The organism is Curtobacterium sp. MCBA15_007, assembly GCF_001864905.1.
Taxonomy (GTDB): domain Bacteria; phylum Actinomycetota; class Actinomycetes; order Actinomycetales; family Microbacteriaceae; genus Curtobacterium; species Curtobacterium poinsettiae.
Genome location: NZ_MJGM01000078.1, coordinates 102,375 through 128,811 on the forward strand (window position 1 = coordinate 102,375; position 26,437 = coordinate 128,811).

At 71.7% G+C, this 26,437-nt stretch carries 24 protein-coding genes; 6 read left to right on the forward strand and 18 right to left on the reverse strand.

Annotation, left to right across the window (positions count from 1 at the left end; all coding sequences use genetic code 11):
- The first annotated feature begins 30 nt into the window (after window positions 1–30).
- Window positions 31–1,029: a GH25 family lysozyme gene (locus BIU95_RS16085; RefSeq protein ID WP_214584919.1), complete on the forward strand. Its 999-nt coding sequence runs from the start codon at window positions 31–33 to the stop codon at window positions 1,027–1,029.
- A gap of 206 nt (window positions 1,030–1,235) precedes the next feature.
- Here BIU95_RS16085 and BIU95_RS16090 read toward each other — a convergent pair whose 3' ends face one another.
- Entirely contained in the window at window positions 1,236–2,459 is a 1,224-nt protein-coding gene (locus BIU95_RS16090) for a polysaccharide pyruvyl transferase family protein (RefSeq protein ID WP_071252204.1), read from the reverse strand.
- A gap of 48 nt (window positions 2,460–2,507) precedes the next feature.
- On the opposite strand from BIU95_RS16090, the gene BIU95_RS16095 reads away from it, so the two are divergent.
- Complete coding sequence (locus tag BIU95_RS16095; protein WP_071252205.1) at window positions 2,508–3,710, forward strand: glycosyltransferase; 1,203 nt, start codon at window positions 2,508–2,510, stop codon at window positions 3,708–3,710.
- A gap of 71 nt (window positions 3,711–3,781) precedes the next feature.
- Here BIU95_RS16095 and BIU95_RS16100 read toward each other — a convergent pair whose 3' ends face one another.
- From BIU95_RS16100 to BIU95_RS16110, 3 genes are all read right to left on the reverse strand, one after another.
- On the reverse strand, window positions 3,782–5,089 hold the full coding sequence (locus BIU95_RS16100) for a UDP-glucose/GDP-mannose dehydrogenase family protein (RefSeq protein ID WP_042538819.1): 1,308 nt from the start codon (window positions 5,087–5,089) through the stop codon (window positions 3,782–3,784).
- 70 nt (window positions 5,090–5,159) lie between these two features.
- Window positions 5,160–5,708 carry a PH domain-containing protein gene (locus tag BIU95_RS16105; protein ID WP_071252207.1) on the reverse strand — a complete coding sequence of 183 codons (549 nt, stop codon included), beginning with the start codon at window positions 5,706–5,708 and terminating at the stop codon, window positions 5,160–5,162.
- A gap of 4 nt (window positions 5,709–5,712) precedes the next feature.
- A complete protein-coding gene (locus tag BIU95_RS16110) occupies window positions 5,713–6,513 on the reverse strand; it encodes a biotin--[acetyl-CoA-carboxylase] ligase (protein ID WP_056070837.1) in 801 nt (266 codons plus the stop codon).
- 74 nt (window positions 6,514–6,587) lie between these two features.
- On the opposite strand from BIU95_RS16110, the gene BIU95_RS16115 reads away from it, so the two are divergent.
- Together BIU95_RS16115 and BIU95_RS16120 are read left to right on the forward strand one after the other, a co-directional pair.
- Window positions 6,588–8,183 (forward strand): acyl-CoA carboxylase subunit beta, encoded by a 1,596-nt coding sequence (locus tag BIU95_RS16115; RefSeq protein WP_017888761.1) that lies wholly within the window; start codon window positions 6,588–6,590, stop codon window positions 8,181–8,183.
- Window positions 8,183–8,437 (forward strand): acyl-CoA carboxylase subunit epsilon, encoded by a 255-nt coding sequence (locus BIU95_RS16120; RefSeq protein ID WP_017888760.1) that lies wholly within the window; start codon window positions 8,183–8,185, stop codon window positions 8,435–8,437. The genes BIU95_RS16115 and BIU95_RS16120 overlap by 1 nt, the downstream gene beginning before the upstream one ends.
- A 600-nt stretch (window positions 8,438–9,037) precedes the next feature.
- On the opposite strand, the gene BIU95_RS16125 is transcribed toward BIU95_RS16120, so the two are convergent.
- The 4 genes from BIU95_RS16125 to BIU95_RS16140 all read right to left on the reverse strand — a co-directional run bounded on the left by BIU95_RS16125 (window position 9,038) and on the right by BIU95_RS16140 (window position 13,498).
- Window positions 9,038–10,087 (reverse strand): hypothetical protein, encoded by a 1,050-nt coding sequence (locus BIU95_RS16125; protein WP_071252227.1) that lies wholly within the window; start codon window positions 10,085–10,087, stop codon window positions 9,038–9,040.
- A complete protein-coding gene (locus BIU95_RS16130) occupies window positions 10,084–11,337 on the reverse strand; it encodes a sensor histidine kinase (protein ID WP_017888758.1) in 1,254 nt (417 codons plus the stop codon). Before BIU95_RS16130 ends, BIU95_RS16125 begins: the two co-directional genes overlap by 4 nt.
- A gap of 5 nt (window positions 11,338–11,342) precedes the next feature.
- The gene (locus BIU95_RS16135; protein ID WP_017888757.1) at window positions 11,343–12,062 is read right to left on the reverse strand and encodes a response regulator transcription factor; all 720 of its coding nucleotides are present in this window, start codon (window positions 12,060–12,062) and stop codon (window positions 11,343–11,345) included.
- Window positions 12,063–12,238: 176 nt separating this feature from the next.
- Window positions 12,239–13,498, reverse strand: a complete 1,260-nt coding sequence (locus BIU95_RS16140) for a class I SAM-dependent RNA methyltransferase (protein ID WP_071252209.1) — start codon at window positions 13,496–13,498, stop codon at window positions 12,239–12,241.
- A gap of 14 nt (window positions 13,499–13,512) precedes the next feature.
- Here BIU95_RS16140 and BIU95_RS16145 point away from each other — a divergent pair, with 14 nt between their 5' ends.
- Together BIU95_RS16145 and BIU95_RS16150 are read left to right on the forward strand one after the other, a co-directional pair.
- Complete coding sequence (locus BIU95_RS16145) at window positions 13,513–14,307, forward strand: nucleoside triphosphate pyrophosphatase (RefSeq protein WP_042538823.1); 795 nt, start codon at window positions 13,513–13,515, stop codon at window positions 14,305–14,307.
- A gap of 79 nt (window positions 14,308–14,386) precedes the next feature.
- Window positions 14,387–16,174 carry a biotin carboxylase N-terminal domain-containing protein gene (locus BIU95_RS16150; RefSeq protein WP_056070830.1) on the forward strand — a complete coding sequence of 596 codons (1,788 nt, stop codon included), beginning with the start codon at window positions 14,387–14,389 and terminating at the stop codon, window positions 16,172–16,174.
- Between the two features lie 88 nt (window positions 16,175–16,262).
- Here BIU95_RS16150 and BIU95_RS16155 read toward each other — a convergent pair whose 3' ends face one another.
- The 10 genes from BIU95_RS16155 to BIU95_RS16200 all read right to left on the reverse strand — a co-directional run bounded on the left by BIU95_RS16155 (window position 16,263) and on the right by BIU95_RS16200 (window position 26,414).
- Window positions 16,263–16,982 carry a hypothetical protein gene (locus tag BIU95_RS16155; RefSeq protein WP_139179875.1) on the reverse strand — a complete coding sequence of 240 codons (720 nt, stop codon included), beginning with the start codon at window positions 16,980–16,982 and terminating at the stop codon, window positions 16,263–16,265.
- Between the two features lie 383 nt (window positions 16,983–17,365).
- Window positions 17,366–19,042 carry a phospho-sugar mutase gene (locus tag BIU95_RS16160; protein WP_071252214.1) on the reverse strand — a complete coding sequence of 559 codons (1,677 nt, stop codon included), beginning with the start codon at window positions 19,040–19,042 and terminating at the stop codon, window positions 17,366–17,368.
- The gene (locus tag BIU95_RS16165) at window positions 19,039–19,881 is read right to left on the reverse strand and encodes a purine-nucleoside phosphorylase (RefSeq protein WP_056070821.1); all 843 of its coding nucleotides are present in this window, start codon (window positions 19,879–19,881) and stop codon (window positions 19,039–19,041) included. Before BIU95_RS16165 ends, BIU95_RS16160 begins: the two co-directional genes overlap by 4 nt.
- A 29-nt stretch (window positions 19,882–19,910) precedes the next feature.
- The gene (locus tag BIU95_RS16170) at window positions 19,911–20,189 is read right to left on the reverse strand and encodes a PTS sugar transporter subunit IIB (protein WP_017888750.1); all 279 of its coding nucleotides are present in this window, start codon (window positions 20,187–20,189) and stop codon (window positions 19,911–19,913) included.
- Complete coding sequence (locus tag BIU95_RS16175) at window positions 20,186–20,632, reverse strand: PTS sugar transporter subunit IIA (protein WP_056070818.1); 447 nt, start codon at window positions 20,630–20,632, stop codon at window positions 20,186–20,188. Before BIU95_RS16175 ends, BIU95_RS16170 begins: the two co-directional genes overlap by 4 nt.
- A gap of 3 nt (window positions 20,633–20,635) precedes the next feature.
- Window positions 20,636–21,748 (reverse strand): adenosine deaminase, encoded by a 1,113-nt coding sequence (locus BIU95_RS16180; RefSeq protein ID WP_071252216.1) that lies wholly within the window; start codon window positions 21,746–21,748, stop codon window positions 20,636–20,638.
- A 120-nt stretch (window positions 21,749–21,868) separates the two neighbouring features.
- Complete coding sequence (locus BIU95_RS16185; protein ID WP_071252218.1) at window positions 21,869–23,167, reverse strand: thymidine phosphorylase; 1,299 nt, start codon at window positions 23,165–23,167, stop codon at window positions 21,869–21,871.
- A 1-nt stretch (window position 23,168) separates the two neighbouring features.
- A complete protein-coding gene (locus tag BIU95_RS16190) occupies window positions 23,169–23,651 on the reverse strand; it encodes a cytidine deaminase (RefSeq protein WP_017888746.1) in 483 nt (160 codons plus the stop codon).
- A gap of 109 nt (window positions 23,652–23,760) precedes the next feature.
- On the reverse strand, window positions 23,761–25,050 hold the full coding sequence (locus BIU95_RS16195; RefSeq protein ID WP_017888745.1) for an ABC transporter permease: 1,290 nt from the start codon (window positions 25,048–25,050) through the stop codon (window positions 23,761–23,763).
- The gene (locus tag BIU95_RS16200) at window positions 25,047–26,414 is read right to left on the reverse strand and encodes an ABC transporter permease (RefSeq protein ID WP_083389422.1); all 1,368 of its coding nucleotides are present in this window, start codon (window positions 26,412–26,414) and stop codon (window positions 25,047–25,049) included. The genes BIU95_RS16195 and BIU95_RS16200 overlap by 4 nt, the downstream gene beginning before the upstream one ends.
- Window positions 26,415–26,437 lie beyond the last annotated feature (23 nt).

Below are 26,437 nucleotides of genomic sequence, written 5' to 3' on the forward strand. Positions count from 1 at the left end.
ACGGCATCTCGACAGGGAAGACGAGACCACATGCGCGCACCGATCAGCAGACTCCTCGGACTCGGCACCGCCGCCGTCGTCGCCGGGGCCATCACCTTCGCCAGCGGCCCGGCCGTCGGCGTCACCACGACCGCCCCCGCGACCGCGGCACCGGCCCCCACGGCGGGTACGTCGGCAGCGGCGCCGGCGGCAGAGGCACCCACCGAGCAGCTGTCCATCGCCGAGATGGACCGCACCGGCAACCACACCATGGGTGCCGGCATCGCCGCGCACGCCGGCGAGTCCCACGTCACGACCGCCTCGCCCGACGCCCTGTCCGGCGGCGTGAGCGCGCAGGCCCTCAGCTCCTCCGCCGCTGCCGCCTCCGCCGGCGGTCCGCCCCCGGGCCGGGTGCAGGGCTTCGACATCAGCGCGTGGCAGCCGAGCGTGAACTTCCGGCAGGCGTACGGCAACGGCGCCCGGTTCGTGTACGTCAAGGCGACCGAGGGCACCTCGTACGTCAGCTCGACGTACAAGCAGCAGTACGCGACCGCGAAGCAGCGCAACCTGTACCGCGGTGGCTACGTCTACGCCCAGCCGAGCCAGGCGAGCGGCGCCGCGACGGCGAACTACTTCTTCGCGCACGGCGGCCAGTGGAGCAAGGACGGCAAGACCCTGCCGCCGCTGCTCGACATCGAGTACGGCAGCGCCGCCCAGGGCACCTGCTACGGCAAGTCGTGGTCGTCGATGCGCAGCTGGATCAAGGACTTCAACCGGACGGTCGTCGCCAAGACGGGTCGGTACCCCGCGATCTACACCACGACCGACTGGTGGAAGCGCTGCACGAACAACAGCAACCAGTTCTCGAAGAACCCGTTGTTCGTCGCGATCTACCCGGTGAAGGACTTCACCACGCCCGGCACCCTCGGCCGCAGCTGGTCGAAGTGGACCTTCTGGCAGTGGGCGTCCAGCGGCACGCTCCCCGGCGACCAGGACGTCTACCGCAACGACATCACCTACCTGAAGCGCTTCGCCTCCCGGACGAGCTGACGTCCGTCAGGCACGCGGCTGCACCGTGCGCACCTGGTCAGTCCGTGCGCCGTTGCTCGCTCCGAGCGAGCATGCAAGCGCGCACGGAGCGGACGGCCCAGCACCGGACAGCGCAGCCCGCACCGTGCGCACGACGGACAGGAGGCCCGTGGCGGTGTCGCCACGGGCCTCCTGTCCGTCACGGGCGCGCGTTCGCGCCCGTCGTGTCAGCGGACGTCGCGCGTCGCCTCGGCGAAGTCGGCGTCGAGTGCGGTCGCCATGCGGGCCACGCCCTCGGCGAGCTGCGCACGGACCGCGTCGCGGTCCGCGTCGAGCGCCTCGAGCTGCGCCGTGACGTCGTCGACGAACGTGGACTCGAGCGCGGCCTCGATCGGCTTCGAGTACGCCTGCTGTCCCATCTGCTCGAAGAACAGCCGGCCCTTGTCGACGTAGTAGAGCACCGCGGCCGGCACCCCGGCGATGGTCGCCACGATCGCCGAGTGCAGGCGGCTCGCCAGGAACAGGCGGCTGCGGGACATCAGCCCGGCGTACTCGGACGGCGAGAACTCGTCGGCCTCGACCACGTGGGTGCGGTCGGCGTGCCGCATCAGCGCGATGACCTCGCGGGCGAACGCGGCGTCACCCTCGGACGCCTCCATGTGCATCGGGTAGAACACCACGTCGGCGTCCCAGCGGTCGATGACGCGGTCGGCCAGGTCGGCGACGGCCTGGCGGTAGGTCACGAGTTTGTCGCTGTCGACACCGGTCTGGCGGAAACGCTTCGGCAGGAACCGGAACGGGATCCAGCCGCTGCGCTTGTAGTGGAACCAGCGGCGGACGCCGAAGCCGATCGAGCCGTCGAGCTGCTCGGCGGTCAGGCCGGTGGTGCGCTCGAGCCGCTCGAGCACCTCGGCGTCGGGCGGGGTGACCGTCCCGACGACGGCGGGGTCGAAGGACGACACGATCGGCGTCGTCACGCCCCAGGACAGGAGCTTCTCGCGGGACTCGTCGTCACGGACGGCGAACGCGCTGCACAGGTCGACGGTGGCGCGGATCAGGCGCTTGCTGACCCCGGCGGTGGTCGGGCCGATGCCCTGGAACGCCCCGACGAGGTTCTTGTTGACCGCACGGACGAGCAGCATCTTGCCGAACCAGTACACGAGGCCGAGCTTGTTCGTGTAGTCCTTCAGGATCTCGCCGCCACCCCAGAGCACCACGTCGGCGCCGCGGGCGGCACGCAGCAGGGCGAACAGGTCGCCGATGCCCGTGCTGTACGGGGAGACCGGCAGGAACCGGATCCCGAACCACGCGGCGTCCCGCTCGGGGTACTGGGACAGGGACACGATCTCGGCGTCGGGCCACCGGCGGCGGACGAGCTCGACGTTGCCGGCGAGGATCGCCCGGTCCCCGCGGTTGTGGGGCGAATCGCTATTGTGGATCAGTACGCGCACGGGGTGAGAGCCTACCGGACCGTCCCCCGCCACCCCCGGAAAGGCACGATGTCCCGCACCACTCGCTCCGCCCGCTCCCCCCAGGGACGCCCCCGCCTGCTCGTCCTGGGCTCGACGTTCCCGGCCCGACCGGACGACGGGGTGCCGGCGTTCGTGCTCGACCTCGCCCACCAAGAGGCGACCGAGTTCGACACCCTCGTCCTCACGCCCCGCGTGCCCGGCGGTGCCACGAAGGAGCGCATCGGCGAGGTCGCGGTCCGTCGCTACCCGTACTTCCCGCGTCGCTTCGAGGACCTGGCCGACGGCGCGATCCTCGACAACCTCAAGGAACGCCGCTCCCGCATCGTGCAGGTGCCCGCCCTGGTGCTCGCGCAGTACCTGGCCGTGCGGCGCGTGGTGCGTTCCGCGAGGCCCGACGTCATCCACGCGCACTGGGCCATCCCCCAGGCCCTCGTCGCGACCCTGGCCGCTCCGGGCGTGCCCGTCGTCGTGACCACCCACGGCGGGGACATCTACGCGCTCCGTGCGGCTCCCCTCGTCCGCCTCAAGCGGTGGATCTTCGGGCGGTCAGCGCACGTCACCACCGTCAACTCCGAGATGCGTGATCGGCTGACCGAGTGGGGCGTGCCCGAGTCACGCTCGACCGTGATCCCGATGGGTGTCGACCTGGGCCCGGCCCGCGACACCCGCGCGCGCGTCGCGCCACAGGAGCACCACGTGGTCGCCGTCGGGCGGTTGGTCGAGAAGAAGGGCTTCGGCAACCTGATCGAGTCGCTCCGCGGCCTGGGCGACGACGTGCCGTGGCGGCTCACCGTCGTCGGAGACGGCCCGTACCGGACCCAGCTCGAGCAGCAGGCCGCAGGGCTGCCGGTGTCGTTCCTCGGCCAGCGTGGCCGCACCGAGGTCCTCGAGACCCTGGCCTCGGCGACCGTCGTCGCCGTTCCGTCGATCCCGGCGGCGAACGGCGACCAGGAGGGCCTGCCGGTGACCCTGCTCGAGGCCGCGGCGGTCGGCGCCGCGATCGTGGCGAGCGACCTGCCCGGCATCCGGGACGTCGTGCAGGACGACGTGTCCGGCGTGCTCGTACCCCCGGGCGACGTCCCGGCACTCCGCGCGGCACTGCAGCGCGTGCTCACCGACGACACGGCGCGGACGCGCTACCAGGAGCAGGCCGTCGTCTCGGCGGCGGAGTTCTCCACCGAACGGATCGGCGAGCGGTACCGCGCGGTGCTGCGCGCAGCCATCGGCTGACGACGCGATGAACGCACAGGAGGCCCGGTGCCGGTCCCACGGACCGGCATCGGGCCTCCTGTCGGTCGCGGCTAGCGCCCCATGCCGCGGTACGTGAAGCCGGCGGCGGTCCACGCCTCGCGGTCGAGGCAGTTGCGGCCGTCGATGACGACGGGCGACGCCACGAGCGCGGCAGCGGCCGTCGCGTCGAGCTCGCGGAACTCGGTCCACTCGGTCAGCACGAGCACGAGCTCCGCTCCACCCAGCGCCTCGGCAGCGCTCTCGACGTAGTCGAGCTCGGGGTGCACGCGGCGCGCGGTGACGACGGCCTCGGGGTCGTACGCCGAGACGACGGCGCCGAGTTCGTGCAGGCGAGCAGCGATGTCGAGTGCCGGCGAGTCGCGGACGTCGTCGGAGTTCGGCTTGAAGGCCAGGCCGAGCACGGCGACGCGCTTGCCGCTGACGACCCCACCGAGCAGCTCCTGCGCCAGCTCGACGACGTGCGCGCGACGGCGCAGGTTCGTGGCGTCGACGTCGGCCAGGAACGCCAGGGACTCCCCGACGCCCAGCTCGTTCGCCCGCGCCTGGAACGCGCGGATGTCCTTCGGCAGGCATCCGCCACCGAAGCCGAGACCGGCGTTCAGGAACTTGCGGCCGATGCGGGCGTCGTGGCCGATCGCGTCGGCGAGCGCCGTGACGTCGGCACCGGCGACCTCGGCGATCTCGGCCATCGAGTTGATGAAGGAGATCTTCGTGGCGAGGAACGCGTTGGCGCTGATCTTCACGAGCTCGGCGGTGGGCAGGTTGACGACGAGTCGGGGCGTGCCGGTGGACAGTGCCTCGGCGTAGACCTCGTCGAGGGCGGCGACGGCCTGCTCGCCGGCCGCACCGTCGGGCACGCCGTACACGAAGCGGTCCGGCGCGATGGTGTCCTGCACCGCGAAGCCCTCACGCAGGAACTCGGGGTTCCAGACGAGCGTGGCACCGGGGACGGCCTCGCTGACCTCGGCGGCCAGGCGCGCCGCGGTGCCGACGGGCACGGTCGACTTGCCGACGACGAACTCGCCGGCGGCCAAGTGCGGGGTGAGCGCGGCGACGGCGGCGTTCACGTAGGTCAGGTCCGCGGCGCCGGTGGGGCCCTGCGGGGTGCCGACGGCGAGGAAGTGCACGCGGGCACCGGCGACCTCGGCCATGTCGGTGGTGAAGCGGATCCGACCGGACTCGAGGGCCTCGGTCAGGATCTCGGGCAGGCCGGGCTCGAAGAAGGGGGCCTCGCCGGCAGCGAGCCGCTCGATCTTGGTGGGGTCGACGTCCACAGCGACGACCTCGTGTCCGAGTTTGGCCATGGAGGCGGCGTGCACGGCACCGAGGTAGCCGCAGCCGATGACAGAGATACGCACGTCGAAGACGGTACCGGTTTCTCGCCGAAGTCTCACCACTGCTCCCCAGGGGGTGTCGCGGCGTCCGCGGTCAGGCCCGCACGTCGCCCCACGGCGGACGGTCCGGACCGCCGACGATCTCGTCCCAGTCCGGCTCACGGTGCCGACGCCTGGCCTCGTACGCCTCCACCAGGTCGTGCAGCACGGCGACGACGAGGTCGGCGTGCGGCACGTCGGCGAGGACCACCGCCGGGTCGTCCCCGGGGAACACCAGCACGTCACCGGAGCGGAACAGGCCCTGCAGGCCCCGACGCCGCACCGTGACGTCGTAGCCGCGGGAGTGCAGGAGCTCCCGCCGCGTCCGGGTGCCGAGGCCACCCACGACGACCAGACGACGGGTGGTGACCACGTACCGCTCCGACATCCACCGGAACAGCGGGACCGCGCCGCCGAACACGACGAGCACCAGGACGACGAGCGCGACGACGACGTTCAGCCACGCCAGCTGGGCCTGGAACACGCCGAAGCCGAACCCGCCGGCCGCGGTGACGAGCACGACGAACACCGCCGGGCGCACCAGCCGACGGGCGTGCGGTCGCAGGCGTGCGACGACACGTTCGGGCGGGGGCTCGGCGGTCATGCCGTCATGCATACCGCAGGTGGGTGACGTCCCCCACCGCGACGCCCCTGGTGCGCCCCGCCTGGTCCCGGATCGTGATGCGACCGGCGTCGTCGATGCCGGTCGCGTCGGCTTCCTCGACGCTGCCGTCCGGCAGCTCGAGACGGATGCGGCGACCGATCGTGCCGCACGCGGCGCGGACGTGGGTCCGGACCGTCTCGGCGGCGTGACCACCCGCGACCAGGCCGGCCACCGCCTCCAGGACGGAGCGCAGGAACGCGGACAGGACCGCGTCGGCCAGGGCGGGTGCGTCGTCGGCCGCGCCCGCGAGCAGGAGCGAGGTGGACGTGGGGGTGGGCAGCCGGTCGGCCGGGATCGTCAGGTTGACGCCGGCGCCGACCACGACGCTGCCGTCGGCGGCGACCTGGCAGAGGATCCCGCACACCTTGTGCCCGCCGACCTGCACGTCGTTCGGCCACTTCACGACGACGTCCGCGCCGGCGGGGAGCACCGACGCGATCGCGTCGCGCATCGCCGCACCGGCGACCAGGGGCAGCCAGCCGCGGTCGTGGTCGTCGAGGTCGGCGCGGACGAGCACGCTGGCGGCGAGCGTCTCACCGGCCGGAGCGGTCCAGGTGCGGTCGAGCCGGCCCCGCCCCGCGGTCTGGTGCAGGGTCGCGACGACGCTGCCGTGCTGCTGCTCGGGCGCTGCGGCGAGCAGGTCCGCGTTGGTGGACCCGGTCTCGGCGGGGGCGGTGATGGTCGCGCCCGTCGACCGGACCGCCTCGCTGGTGGCGGGGAACGACGGCGACGGGGATGTGGACATGCACGCAAATGTACGGGCAGGAACCGTGGGGGTCCTCCAACCGGCAGCGTCCCACCCGCCGGTAGGGTGAGCGGGTGACTTCAGGAGACACCCCCGATCTGTCGACGACGGCCGGCCGGCTGGCCGACCTCCGCGACCGGTACCACGAGGCCGTGACCGCCGCGGGCGAATCCGCCATCGCCAAGCAGCACGCGAAGGGAAAGGGCACCGCTCGCGAACGCATCGAGCAGCTGCTCGATCCGAACTCCTTCGTGGAGTTCGACGAGTTCGTGCGGCACCGCACCACGTCGTTCGGCATGGACGCCAAGCGCCCCTACGGTGACGCGGTCGTCACCGGCGTCGGCACGATCCACGGCCGGAACGTCGCCGTGTACGCGCAGGACTTCACGGTCTTCGGCGGGTCGCTCGGCGAGGTCGCCGGCGAGAAGATCATCAAGGTCATGCAGCACGCGCTCAAGACGGGCGTGCCGATCATCGGCATCCTCGACTCCGGCGGCGCCCGCATCCAGGAAGGCGTCGTCGCGCTCGGCAAGTACGGCGAGATCTTCCGCCTCAACACCCAGGCCTCCGGCGTCATCCCGCAGCTCTCCATCGTGATGGGCCCGGCGGCCGGCGGTGCGGTGTACTCCCCCGCCCTCACCGACTTCGTGATCATGGTCGACAAGACCAGCCACATGTTCGTCACCGGTCCGGACGTCATCAAGACCGTCACCGGCGAGGACGTCGGCTTCGAGGAGCTCGGCGGCGCCCAGACGCACAACGCGGTCTCCGGTGTGGCCCACTACATGGCCGAGGACGAGACCGACGCGCTCGACTACGCCCGCTCGCTGATCGGGTTCCTGCCGGACAACAACCTGTCCGACCCGCCCGCGTACGACGTCGCCCCGGAGCTCGAGACCACGGACGCCGACCACGAGCTCGACGTCGTGATCCCGGACTCCACGAACCAGCCGTACGACGTCACCACGATCATCGAGCACATCGTCGACGACGGTGAGTTCCTCGAGGTCCAGCCGCTCTTCGCGCCGAACATCCTGATCGGCTTCGGCCGGGTCGAGGGCCGCACGGTCGGCATCATCGCGAACCAGCCGCAGGCGATGGCCGGCACGCTGAACATCGACGCCGGCGAGAAGGCCGCCCGCTTCGTGCGGTTCTGCGACGCCTTCGGCATCCCGATCCTGACCCTGGTCGACGTGCCCGGCTACCTGCCCGGCACCGACCAGGAGTGGACCGGCGTCATCCGCCGCGGCGCGAAGTTGCTCTACGCCTACGCCGAGGCCACCGTCCCGCTCGTCACCGTCATCACCCGCAAGGCCTACGGCGGCGCGTACATCGTGATGGGCTCGAAGCAGCTCGGCGCCGACATCAACCTCGCGTGGCCGACCGCCGAGATCGCCGTGATGGGCGGTCAGGGCGCCGTCAACATCCTGTACCGCGCCGAGATCAAGCGGGCCGAGGAGTCCGGCGAGGACGTCGCCGCGGTCCGGACGAAGCTCGCCAACGAGTACACGTACAACGTGGCGTCGCCGTACCTGGCGGCCGAGCGTGGTGAGCTCGACGGCATCATCCAGCCGCACGCCACCCGCGTGTCGGTCATCAAGGCCCTCCGGTCGCTGCGGGGCAAGCGTGCAACGCTGCCGCCGAAGAAGCACGGGAACATCCCGCTCTGATGGGACGCCACGCAGCACCCGTGCCCTCGGACGAGCCCGCTTCGGTGGCGGACGTCCGGGTGGTCTCCGGCGAACCCACCCCCGAGGAGCTCGCCGCCGTCGTGGCCGTCCTGCAGCGGCAGGCCGACGAGGCCGCGGCGGCCGGACGCGCTGCCGTCGTCGTCGAACCGCGCACCGGCTGGGACGTGGCGGCTCGGGGGCTCCGCCGCCCGCTCGAGGACGGACCGGGCGCCTGGGGCCGATCGCTGCGCTGATGTACCCCTCGGTGCGCGGCCGATCATGACGGTCACGGGGCGCACTTCCCGGTCGGTATCCCCTCGCTCGGGGGACACGATCTGCGGATGCGGACCGGAAATGCCGAAATTGTCCCCCATAATGACGACTGACATGCAGCTGGTGCGTGGGCATAGTAGTTGGTGTTCGGTGTCCTTCAACGAAAGACATCGCTGGTCGGTGGCCGACTAGGGTACGAAGCCACCGCCCGCTGCGGGGCAGGGCGACATTCGGGTTGTCGCTCAGCCTCGGGTCGCGAACGGGCCGGTCGGTATCCGACCGGCCCGTTCCCCGTTTCCGGGGCGTCCGGCGCAGGCCGGCGGGCGTCGGTGCGGCTCGCGGGGCCGATGCGGAACGACAGCGTCGACGTCGTACGACAGCGACGTGGTCGCTTCCACGCACGCGCCAGCCCGGCGCACCCACGTGACGGCCGGGAGGCTCGTGCCGGGGCCGCCGCGCGCCTCCCGGCTGTCCCCCATCACGTCCAGGGCAGCGCGCGCGTCCGTACCACGTTCGCGACGATCCACGCGTCGATCACGTGGTGCATCGTCGCGACACGCGCGCGGCCGCGTGGCCGCGCGCTACGCCGGCTCGTGCCGCGGGATCTCGAGCCAGAGCGCGACGGAGTCGTCCTCGTCGCCGTCGTCGTCGTCCAGCCCCGCTCCGAGCGCGGCCGACTCGCTCGCCGCCACGTCGAGGCGGAGCCCGACGACGGTCACCGCGGAGTCGGAGCCCTCGCCGACGGTCCGGACGATGACGTTGTCGGCGTCGCGGGCCTGCCGCAGCGCCTCGGCGACGCGGGCGTGGATGCGACGGATGTCCGGAGCATCCAGGTCGTCGAGCCCGCCGTCGTCGTGCAGCTGGACGGTCGCTCCACGGCGACGCAGGCGCATCACCTCGTCGCGGACGTCGTCCGACAGCAGCGACCGGCCGCGGATCTCGTCACGGATGGCCTGCTCGAGGTGCAGGCACTCGGCACGGTCGGCCTCGTCCAGGTCCCCGCAGGAGTCGATGATGCGCTGGAGCATCGGCAGGGCCATCCGGGTGGTCTGGCTCAGCCGGAACTGCCGCTCGAACACGTGGGCGTCCTGCGCGGCTTGCCAGTCGGCGGTCTCCTGCTCGGCGAGGACGAGCTCACGGGTGTTGCGGATGGCGCGGCTCATCGCGGCCGCGAAGACGGTGGCGATCGCGACCCAGGCGACACTGCCGACCACGCCCAGACCGCCGAGCGAGCCGAGGCCGGCCCAGGCGACGGTGTACACGGTCAGGAACAGCACGCCGGCCCACGCGAACGGACCCCGGCCGCGCACGACGAGCACGACCATGAGCGTGCCGATCGCCGCGATCCACCAGGTGGCGGAGCCGGGTCCGCGACCCTCGACGACGACCGGGGCGGCGATCACCGGCATCACGATCGCGGTGGCGAGGGAGAAGCAGGCCGTCCAGACCGGCAGGACCTTGCCGGGGACGAACAGTGCGAGGCCGGTGGCCGCGGCGTAGAGCGCCATGCAGGCGATGATCGGGGCGACCTGGTCGACCCGCGGGAGCGTGGCCGCAGCGAGGACCAGGTGGTAGACGGAGAACAGCGACGCGAGTCCGAGGGCGATGCTCGCCGGCAGGGAGACCTTCATGCGGTCGTCCTCGCAGCCGGCGACCACGTGAGCACGATGCGGGTGCCCTCGCCCGGCGCGGTGTGCACCTCGGCGTGCCCGTCGACGGTCGCGATCCGCTCGACGATGGAGCGGCGGACCCCCAGGCGTTCAGCGGGGATGGCCGCGACGTCGAACCCGCGGCCGTCGTCGCCGACCTCGACGCGCACGCCCTGCCCCTGCTGCTCGATGCTGACCCAGCGGGAGACGTCGCAGTCGCCGGCGTGCTGCACGCTGTTCACCGCGGCCTGCAGCGCCGCCGAGGCCAGCGCGTCCGCGACCGACGCGGGCAGGCGGACCGACCCGGTCGTCGTCGGGACGAGGCGGACAGGCGCGGGGAGGGCGCCGATCCCCTCGCGGATGCGCGCCCGGAGTTCCCCGAGCGCGACCGGTTCGACGTCACCCGGGCCGTCGGTGGCCGCGGCCTCGAGGTGGTCGATCGCGTTCCGGGCCATCCTCGCCGCGAGGGTCTTGGCCTCGAGCGTGTCGGCACGTGCAGCGGAGAGCAGCGTCGTCAGGACGCTGTCGTGCACGATCGCGTCCACCTGGACCCGTTCGACCTCCGTCGCGTGCTCCCGGATGGCGAGCGAGTACCGCCGCACGGCCGTGGACTGCGCCGTGTCGACCGCCGTGGCCGCGCGGCGCAGCACCACCGCGATGACGAGCACCGCGCCGCTGAGGAGCGCCGTGTAGACCCCGTCGAGCAGCACCGCGAGGACGCCGACGTCGCCGCCGAGCGGGCTGAGCCGGACGACGACGTACACCGCCGGCACGAGCGCGGTGTAGACCGTCGCACGCCACGTGGCGAAGCCCATCGCTGCCGCCGTGCAGCCGACCGTGCAGAACCACCACGGCCACGGCTGCTGCGACGACGGGATGGGCTCCTGCACGGTCGCCGTCCACGTCACGAGCGCGACGAGGAACAGCAGCGCGCAGATGATCTGCGCCATCTGGGCGACCCGCTGCACGAAGGCCGCTACGCCGATGAGCACGAACGACGCCGCGAGCGCGAGCATCAGCGTCGGCCCCCAGAACGGGTCGAGGTACGGCAGCTGCTGCACGACCGCCGGCGCGTCGACGATGCCGAGCCCGATCGCGGCCATCGCCAGGAGGATCGCGAACGCCCGCTCCACCGATGCCTGCGTGATCGAGGCGCGGACGCTGCGCGCCGGATCGGCACCGAACGGTGCCGGTTCGACGGCCGTCCGCCCCGGCTCAGCCGCGGTGACCATCCGTGTCAGCGACCGTCGCCGTCGGGGTCGATGCCCGAGTCGAGCCCCGGGAGGATCCCGTCCTCGACGGCCCGACGCAGCAGGTCGACCTTCGTCGGGGCCGGACGGCCGACCTCGACGTACTTCACCCGGATCCGGTCGAGGTACTCACGCGCCGTCGAGTAGCCGATGCCGAGCTGCTGGGCGGCGAGCTTGAGCGGGAGCCCCGAGGCGTAGAGGTGCAGGATCTCGCGCTCGCGGCGGCCGAGCTGCGCCTTCGCGAAGTCACGGTCGGCGTCGATGGCGCTCGCCCACTCGAGGTTGTTGAGCACGTCGCCCCGAGCGACGGTGGCGACCGCGGCCATCACCGTCTTGGTGGCGGAGGACTTCGGGATGACGCCGGCAGCCCCTGCTGCGAGCGCCTCACGCACGTTGGCGACCCGGTCCGCGATGGAGTGCACGAGCACCGCCGATCCCGTCCCCTGCACGCCCTTGACGTTCTCGGTGACGGTCGAGCCGTCACCGAGGGACAGGTCGAGGACGACGACGTCGACCTCTCGCCCGTCGAGGTTCTGGACGTACTCGGGGACACTGGCGGCGGTGAGCACCACCTCGAACCCCTCGTTCTGGCACGCCGCCTGGATCCCGAGTCGGACGGACTCGTGGTCGTCGACGATCGCGACCCGGACCGGCCTGGTGGCCGCCCCTGACGTCTCGGTGCTGGTGGTTGTCGTTCCTGCTGCCACTGTGGCCTCTCGTTCCGATGCGCGACGCCGGCCCCTGAAACCGGAGTGCCATCAACGACCCAGGATACCCAGCCCGGACTCAGGTGCGGGGCTTCTCGGCCGCGCCACGCTGGTCGGTCCGCCTATTGGTGGACACCCCGACACGCAAGGAACGGCGGTCGAACGAGCCCCGGCCCTCAGCGCGTGGGGACCAGGCGCGCGACGGCTTCCAGGTGGTGGGTGTGCGGGAACAGGTCGAAGGCCCGCAGGGCCTCGAGCCGGTACCCCAGGTCGGCGAACGTCGCGACGTCGCGTGCCAGTGCCACCGGGTCGCACGCCACGTAGACGACCTGCTCCGGCTGGAGCGCGGCGATCTGCACGACCACGTCCCGCCCGGCGCCGGAGCGCGGCGGGTCGAGCACGACCGTGCCGGCGCGGAAGCGGTCCTTCTCGGCGCGCGAGGCGTTGGCCACGGTGTTCGTCAGCCAGCGGTCGACCCGGCCGGTCTCGGCACGTGCGCCGAGCCACTCGGACAGGTTCTCCTGCGCGTGCTCGGTGGCACGGGCGGCACTCTCGACGCTCGTGATGCGCGCCTTCGGGCCGACCAGGTCGCCGAGTGCGGCGGCGAGCAGACCGACACCGCCGTACAGGTCGAGGTGGGTGCCCTCGGGGTCGAGGCGGCCGCGGTCGACCAGGTCCTGCACGGCCTCGGTCAGCACGGAAGCGGCGGCACGGTGCACCTGCCAGAACCCGTTGTCGTCGACCTGGAAGGTGCGCTCCCCCACGACCTCGGTCACCACGGTGGGCTTCTGGTCGTCGATGACGAGCCGTGCCCCCTCGGAACCGCTCGGCGCGAGGACGTCGATGACCGACGAGCCCGGCAGCGCACCACGGCCGAGCGGGGCGCTCTGCTGCACGACGGCGGTCGCGAGCGGCAGGCTGGCGACGGGGATCACGGAGTGGGAGCGGGCAGCGAAGGGGCCGGCGGTGCCCTGCTCGTCGACGTGCAGTCGGACACGGGTGCGCCAGCCGAGGCCGTTCGCCGCGTCGTCGCCGGGCGCGGCCTCGACGACGACGTCGTGGCCGAGCACCTCGGCGAGGTCCATCCGCGCGAAGCGTGCGAACGAGTCGACGAGGACGTCGTGCTTCAGCGTGCGCTGGTGTGCGAGGGCGATGTGGCCGAACTCGGCACCGCCCGGGCGCGTCTCGGGGTCGCGATCGAGGGCTGCCTCGGGCCACACGTGGTCGACGCGGTGCTCGCTCGGCGTCAGGACACGGACCGTGTCGGCGCGCCAGAACGACTTCTTGCGGTCCTCGGTCACCCGGGCGACGACGCGCTCCCCGGGGATCGCGTCCGAGACGAAGACCACCCGTCCTTCGTGCCGTGCCACCGAGATGCCGCCGTGGGCGATCCCGGTGACGTCGAGTTCGAGCAGCGTGCCGACGGATTCACCCATGGTGAGATGGTCCCATGCGTCTGTACCTCGCGAGTACATCCCCCGCCCGCCGAGCACTCCTCGCCCAGTCCGGGATCGAACCCGTCCTCGTGTCCCCCGGGGTCGACGAGGACGCCGTCGGCGCCGCCGCCGCGGCATCGCTCGGCCGCGACCTGACCGGTCCGGAACTCGTCTCGCTCCTCGCCGTCGCGAAGGCGTCGGCCGTCGCGGACGCCACGGTGGCCGGGTCGCCGGTCGACGGGGTCGTGTTCGGCGGCGACTCCGCCTTCGAGGTCGACGGGCAGCTGTACGGCAAGCCGCACGACCCGGAGGTCGCGCGCGAGCGCTGGCGGCAGATGCTGGCCGCCGGCGGCGGCACGCTGTGGAGCGGGCACTGCGTGATCGACCGGCGACGGGACGACCGGCGCCCGGACCTGGAGCCGACCACGGGACGGCCTGGAGGCACGGGACCGGCACGCACCGTGCCTCCCGTCCGGTCCCTGGTCACGTCCGCCGCCGGCGTCCCCGAGCTCGGCGACGTCGCCCCCGGCGGGTCGGCGCTGGCCGCCGACGGCGACCGCGTGGTCGCCGTCGACAGCGCGGTGCTGACCTTCGCCGACGACGTGTCCCCCGACGAGATCGACGCGTACGTCGCGACCGGCGAGCCGCTCGAGGTCGCCGGCGCGTTTACCATCGACGGCCGGGCCGCCGCGTACATCACGCGGATCGAGGGGGCACCGTCCGCGGTGATCGGGATGTCCCTGCCGATGCTGCGCTCGATGCTCCTGCGTGGCTTCGGCATCGACTGGCACGATCTGTGGGCACTGTAGACATCCGCACCTGATCCGGGTGCTTCTTTGTGGGCGTCAGTCAAAACGCACGCACGCCGCACGAATACGCTGCTGTGTCATGCCCCGTATCAGCAAGGTCCTCATCGCGAACCGCGGCGAGATCGCCGTCCGCATCATCCGCGCGGCCCGCGACGCGGGCAAGGCGTCGGTCGCGGTCTACGCCGACCAGGACCGCGATGCCCAGCACGCCCGCCTCGCCGACGAGGCCTACGCGCTGAACGGCACCACGAGCGCCGACACGTACCTGGTCATCGACAAGATCATCTCGGTCGCCCGCCGCTCCGGTGCGGACGCCGTGCACCCGGGCTACGGGTTCCTGGCCGAGAACGCCGACTTCGCCCGCGCCGTCATCGACGCCGGGCTCGTCTGGATCGGACCGTCGCCGGACTCGATCGAGCGCCTCGGCGACAAGGTCTCCGCGCGCCACGTCGCCGAGAAGGTCGGCGCGCCGCTCGCTCCCGGCACCATCGAGCCCGTCAAGGACGCCTCCGAGGTCATCGCGTTCGCCGACGAGGTCGGCCTGCCGGTCGCCATCAAGGCGGCGTTCGGTGGCGGTGGCCGCGGGCTGAAGGTCGCGCGGACCCGCGACGAGGTCGCCTCGCAGTTCGAGTCCGCCACGCGCGAGGCGATCGCCGCGTTCGGTCGGGGCGAGTGCTTCGTCGAGAAGTACCTGGACAAGCCGCGTCACGTCGAGACCCAGTGCCTGGCGGACGAGCACGGCAACGTCGTCGTGGTCTCCACCCGCGACTGCTCGCTGCAGCGTCGCCACCAGAAGCTCGTCGAGGAAGCCCCGGCGCCGTACCTGACGCCCGAGCAGCAGACCGCGCTGTACGAGTCGTCGAAGGCGATCCTGCGCGAGGTCGGCTACGTCGGTGCCGGCACCTGCGAGTTCCTCATCGGCGCCGACGGCACCGTGTCGTTCCTCGAGGTGAACACCCGCTTGCAGGTCGAGCACTGCGTGTCCGAAGAGGTCACCGGCATCGACCTGGTGCGCGAGCAGTTCCGCATCGCCGAGGGCGGCGTGCTCGACTACTCGGACCCGGAACCGCGTGGACACTCGTTCGAGTTCCGCATCAACGGCGAGGACCCGGGCCGCAACTTCTTCCCCGCGCCCGGCCCCGTGCACGCGTTCAACGCACCGTCCGGCCCCGGCGTCCGCGTCGACTCGGGTGTCGTCGCGGGTGACGTCGTGTCCGGCTCGTTCGACTCGATGCTCGCGAAGCTGATCGTCACCGGTGCCACCCGTGCCGAGGCGCTCGAGCGTTCCCGGCGCGCACTGGCCGAGTTCGAGGTCACCGGCCTGCCGACCGTGCTCCCCTTCCACCGTGCCGTGGTGTCCGACCCGGCGTTCGCGACCGACGACTCCTCGCCGTTCTCGGTGTACACGCAGTGGATCGAGACCGATTTCGTCAACGAGATCCCGGCGTGGAGCGGCTCCCCCGAGGAACTGCCGGCCCCGGCTGCGCGCGACAGCGTCGTCGTCGAGGTGCAGGGCAAGCGCATCGAGGTCACCATGCCGTCGATCGTCGGTGGCGGTGCTGCCGGTGCCGGTGTCGCCGGTCGTCGTCCCGCCGGGCCAACCGCTCCCCCGAAGCGCCGCTCGTCGGCCGTCCGTGGCGGTCTGGCGAAGTCCGGGTCGTCCGTGGCGTCGCCCATGCAGGCCACCGTGGTGAAGCTCGCGGTCGCCGAGGGTGACACCGTGGTGAAGGGCGACCTGCTCGTCGTGCTCGAGGCCATGAAGATGGAGCAGCCCGTGCAGGCCCACAAGGACGGCGTCGTCACCGGGCTGAACGCCCCGGTCGGCCAGACGGTCTCGTCCGGTCACGTGCTGCTCGAGCTCGCGTAGCGCGCGGGTTCCCTCCCGCAAAACACCGGTGTTCGCCGGTCGAACACGTGCATGCCGCGGTTCGGCTCGTGAACCCCGGTGTTTTGCTTCATCGAACACGGCGCACTCCGGCTGCCTCGAGTGCCACGGGGCCGTTGCCGCCTGGCTCCACGTCCGGCCACGTCACGCGGACGACCCGACGGACGTGGCGATGCGCACGGAGGCGGTCCTCCCGGAGCTTCTCGTCGATGACGACGCGCTCGGGCGATCGACCAGCGCGCATCGTCCGGTCGCGGTACTTGACCAGCCCGTCGAACTCCACCACGACGCCGGCGTCCTCGAACCAGAAGTCCACGCGGCCGATCAGGCCGGCCGCATCGCGGAACTCCTGCTGCAGCACCGGCGGCGGGAACCCCGCTTCTGCCCAGCACAGCCGCGCCACCGACTCACCCGGCGAGTCAGCAGCAGCGTCCGCGAACTCGATCGCGCGTCGCGCACGGTTGGACGCCCGCGGACGGGGCTCCCTGCTGCGCAGTTCGGCGAGCAGCGCGTCCTGCGGCACTCCTCGGGCCAGGACCGCGTCCAACACGACCACCGCCGTGCGGAACGACGCTCGGAGCGCGACGTCGACCCCGGTGACCACGAGGGTCGTGACGGGCAGGCCGCCGACGCTCGCACAGGCGATGGGGCGACCCGCCCCTCCGACCTTCTGCAGGTGCGCGCGACGTTGACCGGTGGCTCGACGCGGATCGGTGGCGACGACGTGCGTGGGGAACTCCCCGAGCCACGGGAGTCCGAGCATCGCCACAGCCGACTCGTGGGAGATCACGAGGGCAGGGTGGATGTTCGGCACGACCGCTTCGACCCGTGCACGATGGCGCTCCGCTGCACTCGCTGATTCGAACGCCTCTCGTTCAACGTACCGACCCGCCGTCAGGCGGATGAGGGTCCCGCGGCGCGCGGCATCTGCAAGCCGTCGGTGCGCTCTCGGATCGGGATCGCTCGGAGCCGCGCCGAACACCGTGATGTGAGCCATGGCCCAACCGTCACGGCTCCGCGCGGCCTACACGACGGCCTCCCCCTCCTTGTGAGCAGCCAGCGTTCCCCCACCCCCTGTGGAGGAACAGCAAAACACCGGTGTTCGCGTTCTGCACCGCGTTGTGCGGGTGTTCAGAGCGCGAACACCGGTGTTTTGCGGAAGCCCACCCCGCCCTAGGACACCAAGGGGCGCACGGCGTCGGCGATGGCGTCGACCAGGCGCTGGGCCTCGGCGGGGGTGTTCGCGACGGTGTCGATGTAGACCTTCACCTTGGGCTCGGTCCCGCTCGGGCGGACGATCACCCGTGCGTCGCCGGCCAGGTCGTAGCGCAGGATGTCCGACGGCGGGAAGCCCTGCACCCCGTCCGAGTAGTCCGTCACCGTGTGCACGTCGAGGCCGCCGAGGGACGCAGGCGGCGTGGACCGGAGCAACGTCATGACCTCGCCGATGCGCGACAGGTCGTCGACCCGGGTCGCGACCTGCCCCGAGGCGAACGCCCCGAACTCGGCGGCGAAGGCGTCGAGCTGCCCGGCGATCGACGATCCGGCCGTGGCGAGGTCCGACGCCAACGACAGCAGCTCCAGCGCCGCCGAGATGCCGTCCTTGTCGCGCACGACCGACGGGTCGACCAGGTAGCCCAGGGCTTCCTCGTAGCCGAACAGCAGCCCGGGCACCCGCGACACCCACTTGAAGCCGGTCAGGGTGTCGCGGTACTCCAGCCCGTGGCGCGCAGCCACCCGGGCCAACGCGGGCGACGAGACGATCGACGCAGCGAGGGTGCCGGTCGCGCCGGACTCGGACGCCCGTGCAGCGGCCCGCCACCCCAGCAACCAGCCGACCTCGTTGCCCGACAGCCGACGGTACGACGGCGCACCGGCGTCCGAGGCGGTCGGGATCGCGAGCGCGAGCCGGTCGGCGTCGGGGTCGTTCGCGATCACCAGGTCGGCACCGACGGCGACACCGCGGGCGATCGCCAGGTCCATCGCGCCCGGTTCCTCGGGGTTCGGGAAGGACACCGTGGGGAACGCACCGTCGGGATCGATCTGCTCCGGGACGACCGCCGGCTCGGCGAACCCCGCCGCGGCGAACACCGCACGCGCGGTCTCCCACCCGACGCCGTGCATGGCCGTGTAGACGACCTTCGGCTGCTCGTCGACCGGGAGCGCCGGAGCGGGCACGATCGCGGCCGTGGCGGCCACGTAGGCATCGACCAGGGCCGACGTCGCCACGGTGTAGTCGGTGCCGCGCGGCAGATCGGCGACCGAACCAGCGGCGACCGCGTCGATGGCGTCCGCGATCTCGCCGTCGACGGGCGGCACGATCTGCGAACCGTCGTCGTCCTGTCCGAGGTAGACCTTGTACCCGTTGTCCCGCGGCGGGTTGTGGCTCGCCGTCACCATGACGCCGGCACCGACGTCGAGGTGCCGGACGGCGAACGCGAGCACCGGCGTCGGCAGGGCCGAGGGCAGCAGGGTGACCTCGAGTCCGAGACCCCGCATGACCTCGGCGGAGTCGCGCGCGAAGACGTCCGAGTTCACCCGGCCGTCGTAGCCGATGACGACACTCGGCGAACGCCCGGTCTCGATCAGGAACCGTGCGAGCCCCGCCGCCGCCTGGGTCACGACGACACGGTTCATCCGCAGCGGGCCCCAGCCGAGCTCGGCGCGGAGTCCGGCGGTGCCGAACTGCAGTCGCCCGTCGAACCGCTCGGCGAGCGCCCGGACCGCAGGACCGTCACCGTCGGCGGCCTCGTCGATCGCCGCGGCCAGCTCGTCGCGGGTCTCCGGGTCGGGGTCCTGCGCCAGCCACGCCCGCGCGGTGCCGAGCACCCGGTCGAGGTCGAGCTTCACGACGCCGGCTGCCCGAGTGCGGTGACGACGCGTGCGAGCAGGTCCGCGATCACCGGCTCCGCCTGCTTGCCCGCCTCGAGCACCTCGGTGTGCGACAGCGGCGTCTTCTGGATGCCGGCGGCGAGGTTCGTGATGAGCGAGAACCCGAGGACCTCCATGCCGGCCTGGCGGGCAGCGATGGCCTCGAGCGCGGTCGACATGCCGACGATGTGCCCGCCGATGGCCTTCGCCATCTGGACCTCGGCCGGGGTCTCGTAGTGCGGGCCGCGGAACTGCGTGTACACGCCCTCGTCGAGCGACGGGTCGACCGTCCGGGCCATCTCACGCAGGCGCGCCGAGTACAGGTCGGTCAGGTCGATGAACGTCGCGCCCTCGAGTGGGCTGTCGGCGGTCAGGTTGATGTGGTCGCTGATGAGCACCGGGGTGCCGGGCGTCCAGTGTTCCTTGATGCCACCGGCACCGTTGGTCAGCACCATGATCGAGGCACCCGTCGCCGCGGCGGTGCGGACGCTGTGCACGACCCGGCGGACGCCGTGACCCTCGTAGTAGTGCGTGCGGGCGCCGATGACGAGCGCGTGGCGGCCGTCGGCGAGGCGGATCGACCGGATCGTGCCGGAGTGTCCGGGGACGGCCGAGGCGCTGAAGCCGGGGACCTGGTCGGCCGGGATCTCGGACACGGTCTCACCGATGATGTCGGCGGCCTTGCCCCAACCCGAACCGAGGGTCAGTGCGATGTCGTGCCGCTCGATGCCTGACTGTTCGGCGATGACGGCGGCGGCGTCCCGCGCGACCTCGAACGGGTCGGCAGCGGGGTCGTTCAGCGGGTTCTCGGTGCTCATGCCCCAACTCTAAAGGGCGCACTACGCGCTCAGTGCTCGCCGAGCGCCCGGTCGACCGCCGCCGTGATCTCGCCCTGGTCGAAGTGGTTCTTGATCACGATCACCTCGGCGTAGGTGTCCCCGATCGCCTCGACGAACTCCTGACTCGTCAGGATCACGTTGGCGTCGTCGGAGACGTCCCGCACCGATGCGACGTCCGCAGCGACGACGGACGCCGACAGCCCGAGGGTGTCGAGCGCCTTCTCGGCGTTCACCTTGAGGATGCCGCTCGACCCGATGCCGGCACCGCAGATGGTCACGATCTTCACGCGGAGACCCCCATGATCGCGCGGACCTCGTCCGCCGTGGTCGCCGCCGCGATCCGCCCGGTGACGGTGGCGTCGTTGAACAGGTTCGCGATCTCGCCGATCGACTCCAGGTGGGTGCCGACCTCGGCCACCGCGAGCCCGAGCACGACACGGACGGGGTCGTTGTGCGGGTGGCCGAACGCCACCGGCGATGCGAGCGTCACGACCGCGAGTCCGTCCCGCACCACGGCGCCACCGGGCCGGGCATGCGCGAACGCGAGCCCCGGCGAGATGACGATGTACGGCCCGTGTTCCTCGACCATGCCGATCATGGCGTCGGTGTACTCGTCGGTGGTGGCGCCCGACGCGACGAGCGCACCGCCGACCAGGCGCATCGCGTCACGCCATGCGTGCGCGTCCGCACCGAGGAGGACGGCGGTGTCCGGCAGCGGCGGCAGTCCCATGCGTCAGGCCTCCTGGTACCCGGCCGTGATGGTGGCGATGATCTCCTCGCGGTCCTCGAGCGGCAGGAACGAGCCGAGCGCGGCGTTGATCTGGAACGCCGCCAGGTCGTCGAGGTCGTAGCCGAACGTGCCGGCGAGCAGTGCGAGTTCCTTCGACAGCGAGGTGCCGCTCATCAGGCGGTTGTCGGTGTTCACCGTGACGCGGAAGCCGAGCTGGTAGAGCACGTCGAACGGGTGGTCGGCGAGGTCGTCGCCCCACGCGGCGATCGCCCCGGTCTGCAGGTTGGACGACGGCGAGACCTCGAGCGGGATCTCACGGTCACGGACCCACGAGGCGACCTCGCCCAGGGAGGCCAGCGTCGAGCCGTCCCCGGCGTCGGACAGGGCGACGTCCTCGAAGATGCGGACGCCGTGTCCGAGGCGGAGCGCCCGGCCGTCGACGAGCGCGGAGCGGATCGAGGCGAGTCCGTCGGCTTCGCCCGCGTGGACGGTGACCGGGAACAGCTCGGAGGCCAGGTGGTCGAAGGCTGCGCGGTGGTTCGAGGCGGGGAACCCGGCTTCGGCACCGGCGATGTCGAAGCCGACGACCCCGGCGTCGCGGTGCCGGACGGCGAGTTCAGCGATCTCGAGCGACCGGTCGGCGTGCCGCATCGCGGTGACGAGCTGGCCGACACGGATGCGCCCATCGGCGGCGTCGACGGCTTCCTCGATGCCGGCCTGCACCGCCTCGACCGTCTGGTCGAGCGTCAGCCCGCCCTGCAGGTGCTGCTCCGGCGCCCAGCGGACCTCGCCGTAGACGACGCCGTCGGCGACCAGATCCTCGACGAACTCGCGGGCGACGCGGGTGAGCTGCGGTGCGGTCTGCATGACGGACGTGGTCACGTCGAACGTCTTCAGGTACTCGACGAGCGAGCCGGAGTTCGACTGGTCGGCGAACCACTGCCCGAGCTCTCCCGGGTCGGTGGTGGGGAGCGTGACACCCGCGGATGCTGCGAGCTCGATGATGGTCGCGGGACGCAGGCCGCCGTCGAGGTGGTCGTGCAGCGAGACCTTCGGCAGGTCGTTGATGACCGCCCCAGCGTCGGGCAGGCGGTAGGTCGGGGCGTCGGCGCTCATTCCCCCAGGCTATCGGTGGTCACCGCCGCCGCGCAGGGACCTGTGCACAACCCACAACGGAAGACACTGGAGGCTCCCCACAGCTGTGCAGGGAGCCTCCGGTCGGCCGGGTGCCCGGGTTCAGGACCCGATGCGCTCGCGCACGATCGGACCACGTGCTGCGGCGGGAGAGTCCGCCGAGCCGATCGCCCACGCCCCCTCGAGCGACTCCAGCGCGCGCGGGATCCGCGACGTGTCATCGGAGTGCAGCGTCCACAGCGGCTGCCCCTCGGTCACGGTGTCCCCCGGCTTGACGTGCAGCTCGATGCCCGCACCGGCCTGCACCGGGTCCTGCGCACGGGCACGACCGGCTCCGAGCCGCCAGGCCGAGACGCCGAACGGCAGCGCGTCCTGCTGCGTGAGGACCCCGGACGTCGGCGCGGTCACGACGTGCTGTTCCCGGGCGACGGGCAGCGCCGCGGACGGGTCCCCGCCCTGCGCCTCGATCATCCGACGCCACGTGTCCATGGCCCGGCCGTCGGCGAGTGCCGCAGCGGGATCGGCGTCGGGCAGTCCGGCGAGCGTCAGCATCTCGGTCGCGAGTGCCACGGTCAGCTCGACGACGTCGGCCGGTCCGCCACCGGCGAGCACCTCGACCGACTCCCGCACCTCGAGCGCGTTGCCGATCGTCAGCCCGAGCGGGACCTCCATGTCGGTCAGCAGCGCCGAGGTCGCCACCCCGGCGTCGTTGCCGAGGTCGACCATGGTCTGCGCGAGCTCCTTCGACGCCTCGTACGTCGGCATGAACGCGCCGGACCCGAACTTGACGTCGAGCACGAGTGCTCCGGTGCCCTCGGCGATCTTCTTCGACATGATGCTCGACGCGATGAGCGGGATGCACTCGACGGTGCCGGTGATGTCGCGGAGCGCGTAGAGCTTCTTGTCCGCGGGGGCCAGCCCGGACCCGGCGGCGCAGATGACCGCGCCGACGTCCTGCAGCACCTGCATCATGCGGTCGTTCGAGATCGACGCCTGCCACCCGGGGATCGACTCGAGCTTGTCGAGCGTGCCGCCCGTGTGCCCGAGTCCGCGGCCCGACAGCTGCGGCACGGCGACGCCGAACGACGCCACCAGGGGTGCCAGCGGCAGGGTGATCTTGTCGCCGACCCCGCCGGTGGAGTGCTTGTCGACCGTCGTCTTGCCGAGCGACGAGAACGACATCCGCTCCCCCGACGCGATCATCGCGAGCGTGAGGTCCTTGATCTCGCGCCGCTCCATGCCGTTCAGGAAGATCGCCATCGCCATCGCGGCCATCTGCGGGTCCTCGACGTAGCCGCGGGTGTACGCGTCGACGAGCCAGTCCACCTCGGCGGTGCTCAGCGCGCCGCCGGAGCGCTTCGTACGGATGAGGTCGACGGTGTCGAACGGCTCGACTGCCATGTCAGTGCTCCTGCTGGTAGGTGGCGAGGGTGCGCGGCCCGAAGGCGTCCGGCAGGACCTCGTCGATGGTGCGGATGCCGGAGAGCGTCTCGAGGAGCATGCCCTCGGTGGAGTGCTCGAACAGCAGCTGGCGGCAGCGCCCGCACGGCATCAGGGTCGCCCCGTCGCCGTCGACGCACGTGAACGCGACGAGCTTGCCGCCGCCGGTCATGTGCAGCTGCGACACGAGCGAGCACTCGGCGCAGAGCGTCACCCCGTAGCTCGCGTTCTCGATGTTGCAGCCGGAGACGATCCGGCCGTCGTCGGTGAGCGCCGCGGCGCCCACCGGGAACGACGAGTACGGCGCGTAGGCGCGCCGCATCGCGGCCGTGGCGGCGTCCCGAAGGGCGCCCCAGTCCACGTCGTCGGCCGGGAGGCCCGTGGCCGCGTCCGTCAGGTCGGTGGCGGTGACCCCCTGGTCACCCGCAGCGTGCGTGTCGGTCATGTGTCGTGCCTCCAGGCCGGTGGGTGGTCCGCAAAACACCGGTGTTCGTCGATCGAACACCCGCGAACCGCGGTGCGGAGCACGAACACCGGTGTCTTGCGGAAGGGAACTAACTCTTGATGTAGGGCTTGCCGGACGCGGCGGGGCCGCGCGACTGCCCGACCAGGCCTGCCACGGCGAAGATCGTCACCACGTACGGCAGCATCAGCAGGAACTCGCTCGGCACGGGCGAGTCGATCGCCCCGAGCGTGTTCTGCAGGTTCGACGCGAAGCCGAACAGCAGCGCCGCGAGCGTCGCCTTGATCGGATCCCACCGGCCGAAGATGACCGCGGCCAGGGCGATGTAGCCGGCGCCCGCGGTCATGTCCTTCGTGAACGGCCCGACCGCGTCGAGCGTGAAGTACGCCCCGCCGAGACCGGCGATCGCACCGGCGAGGGAGACGTTCCAGAACCGGGTGCTCGTGACGTTGATGCCCACCGTGTCGGCGGCCTGCGGGTGCTCGCCGACGGCGCGGAGCCGCAGCCCCCAGCGGGTCTTGAACAGCCCGAAGGTGACCACCGCGACGGCGATGTAGGCGAGGTAGACCACGACGGTCTGCTCGAAGAACACCGGTCCGATGACCGGGATCTGGTGCAGCAGCGGGATCTCGACCTTCGGGAACCGGATGCCGATGTTGAGCGTCTCCTCGTTCGGGGAGAGCACCTGCGAGTACAGGAAGCCGGTCAGGCCGGAGATGAACGCGTTGATGACGACACCGACGATGACCTGGTCGACCAGGTACTTGATGCTGAACGCCGCGAGGACGAACGACACGAGCATGCCGGCGACGAGCGCGGCGACGAGGCCGACCCAGGGCGACCCGGTGATCGACGCGACCATCGCGGAGCTGAACGCACCGGCGAGGAACTGGCCCTCGATCGCGATGTTCACGACGCCGACCCGTTCGGAGATGACGCCGCCCAGGGCACCGAACACGAGCGGCACGCTCAGGCTCAGCGCGCCGAGCAGCAGGCCGGGGATCGGCAGGGACGAACCGGCGGCGGCCCAGGTCAGGAACCCGACGACGAACACCACCGCGAAGACCGACGTGACCCACAGCGCGACCCGGCGCAGCGCACGCGTCTCGATGAACGCGTAGACCGTCAGGATCGCGAGCAGGACGATGACGACGATGCCCGTCCCGAGCGCGGGCAACGGGACGTTCGGCAGCGCGAAGAAGTCACCGGCGTTCGCCAGGCGGAACGTGGTGGTGCCGGAACGCGGCAGCAGGCCGAACAGCACGATCGCGATGAGCGTGAACACGCCGTACCCGATCGGGAGCTTCCAGCTCCTGGTGGTCTCGAGCGGGCGGTCCGCGAGCGGCGACGCGGGGGCCGCGGTGGGGCTGAGGGTGCTCATGCGGCGACCGCCTTCTTGCTGGTCTTGTTCGTCTTCGTGCGCTTGCGGGCACCCGGCTGCGGGATCCGGAAGATCGCGCGGACGAGCGGCGGCGCCGCGATGAAGAGGACGATGAGGGCCTGGATGACCCCGACGATGTCGATCGGGATGCCGTTGGCGGCCTGCATGGCGTAGCCACCGTTCTTCAGCACGCCGAACAGGATGGCCGCCCAGAACACGCCCCACGGCTTGGAACGGCCGAGCAGGGCCACCGTGATGGCGTCGAAGCCGATGCCGGCGTCGATGCCCGAGGTGAAGCCCGACGTGACGGCGCCCTGCACCTGGTAGGCGCCGGCGATGCCCACCAGGGCACCGGAGATCAGCATCACCCAGATGGTCAGCGACGGGACGCTCATGCCGGCCACGCGGGCGGCACGGGGGTTCTCACCGATGGTACGGAACCGGAAGCCGAGGGACGACTTGTTGACGAGCCACCAGACCACGACGACCGCGAGGATCGCGACGATGAACCCCAGGTCCACGCCGTACCGGACGCCGAAGAGCTGCGGCAGCAGGGCGCTGTCCTTCGTGGGTGGCGAGATCGGGTTGCTGCTGCCCGGGGCCTGCAGCAGGCCCGGGGTGCGGAGCAGGTAGCTGACCAGGTAGAGCGCGACGTAGTTGAGCATGATCGTGACGACCACTTCGTTCGCACCCGTCCGGGCCTTCAGCACCCCGACGATGCCACCCCACACGGCGCCGCCGACGATGCCGGCGAGGATCGTGAGCGGGATGTGGACCGCGGCGGGCCCGTCGAACGAGAACCCGACCCACCCGGCGGCCGCGGCCCCCATCAGGATCTGGCCCTGACCGCCGATGTTGAACAGTCCGGCGCGGAACGACAGCGCGATCCCCAGGCCCGCGGCGATGAGCGGCACCGAGTAGTCGACGGAGCGCGTGAGCGGCCCGATCGCCTGCTGGAACGAGTCCGCGCCGAAGTTGAACACCGAGCCCTGGAACAGCGAGGCGTACGCGCCGCCGACCGCGGTGCCGACCGCCTGGAGCATGTCCGTGGGGCGGGCGAAGAAGTACCCGGCGGTGGCACGGACGTTCTCGTCCGTCACCGCGATGAGGATGCCGCAGGCGACCAGCGCGAGGACGACGGCGAGCACCGTGACGAGCACGGAGCCGTTCAGGATCCCCTGCAGGGCGGCGTGCCAGCGGTCGCCGCCGGCGCCGTTGCGGCGCTCGGTGTCCGCTGCCGAGTCCGTCATCAGGTGCGGGGTCGACTCGACCTCCTGCAGACGGTCGTCGGTGAGCGGGGCGTCGGCGGTGTCGTTCGCCGCCGGGGCCGGCTGCTGCGTGTTGTCTGGCGGTGGGGTGGTCACGCTGCCAGCTCCGTTCCGGTCGT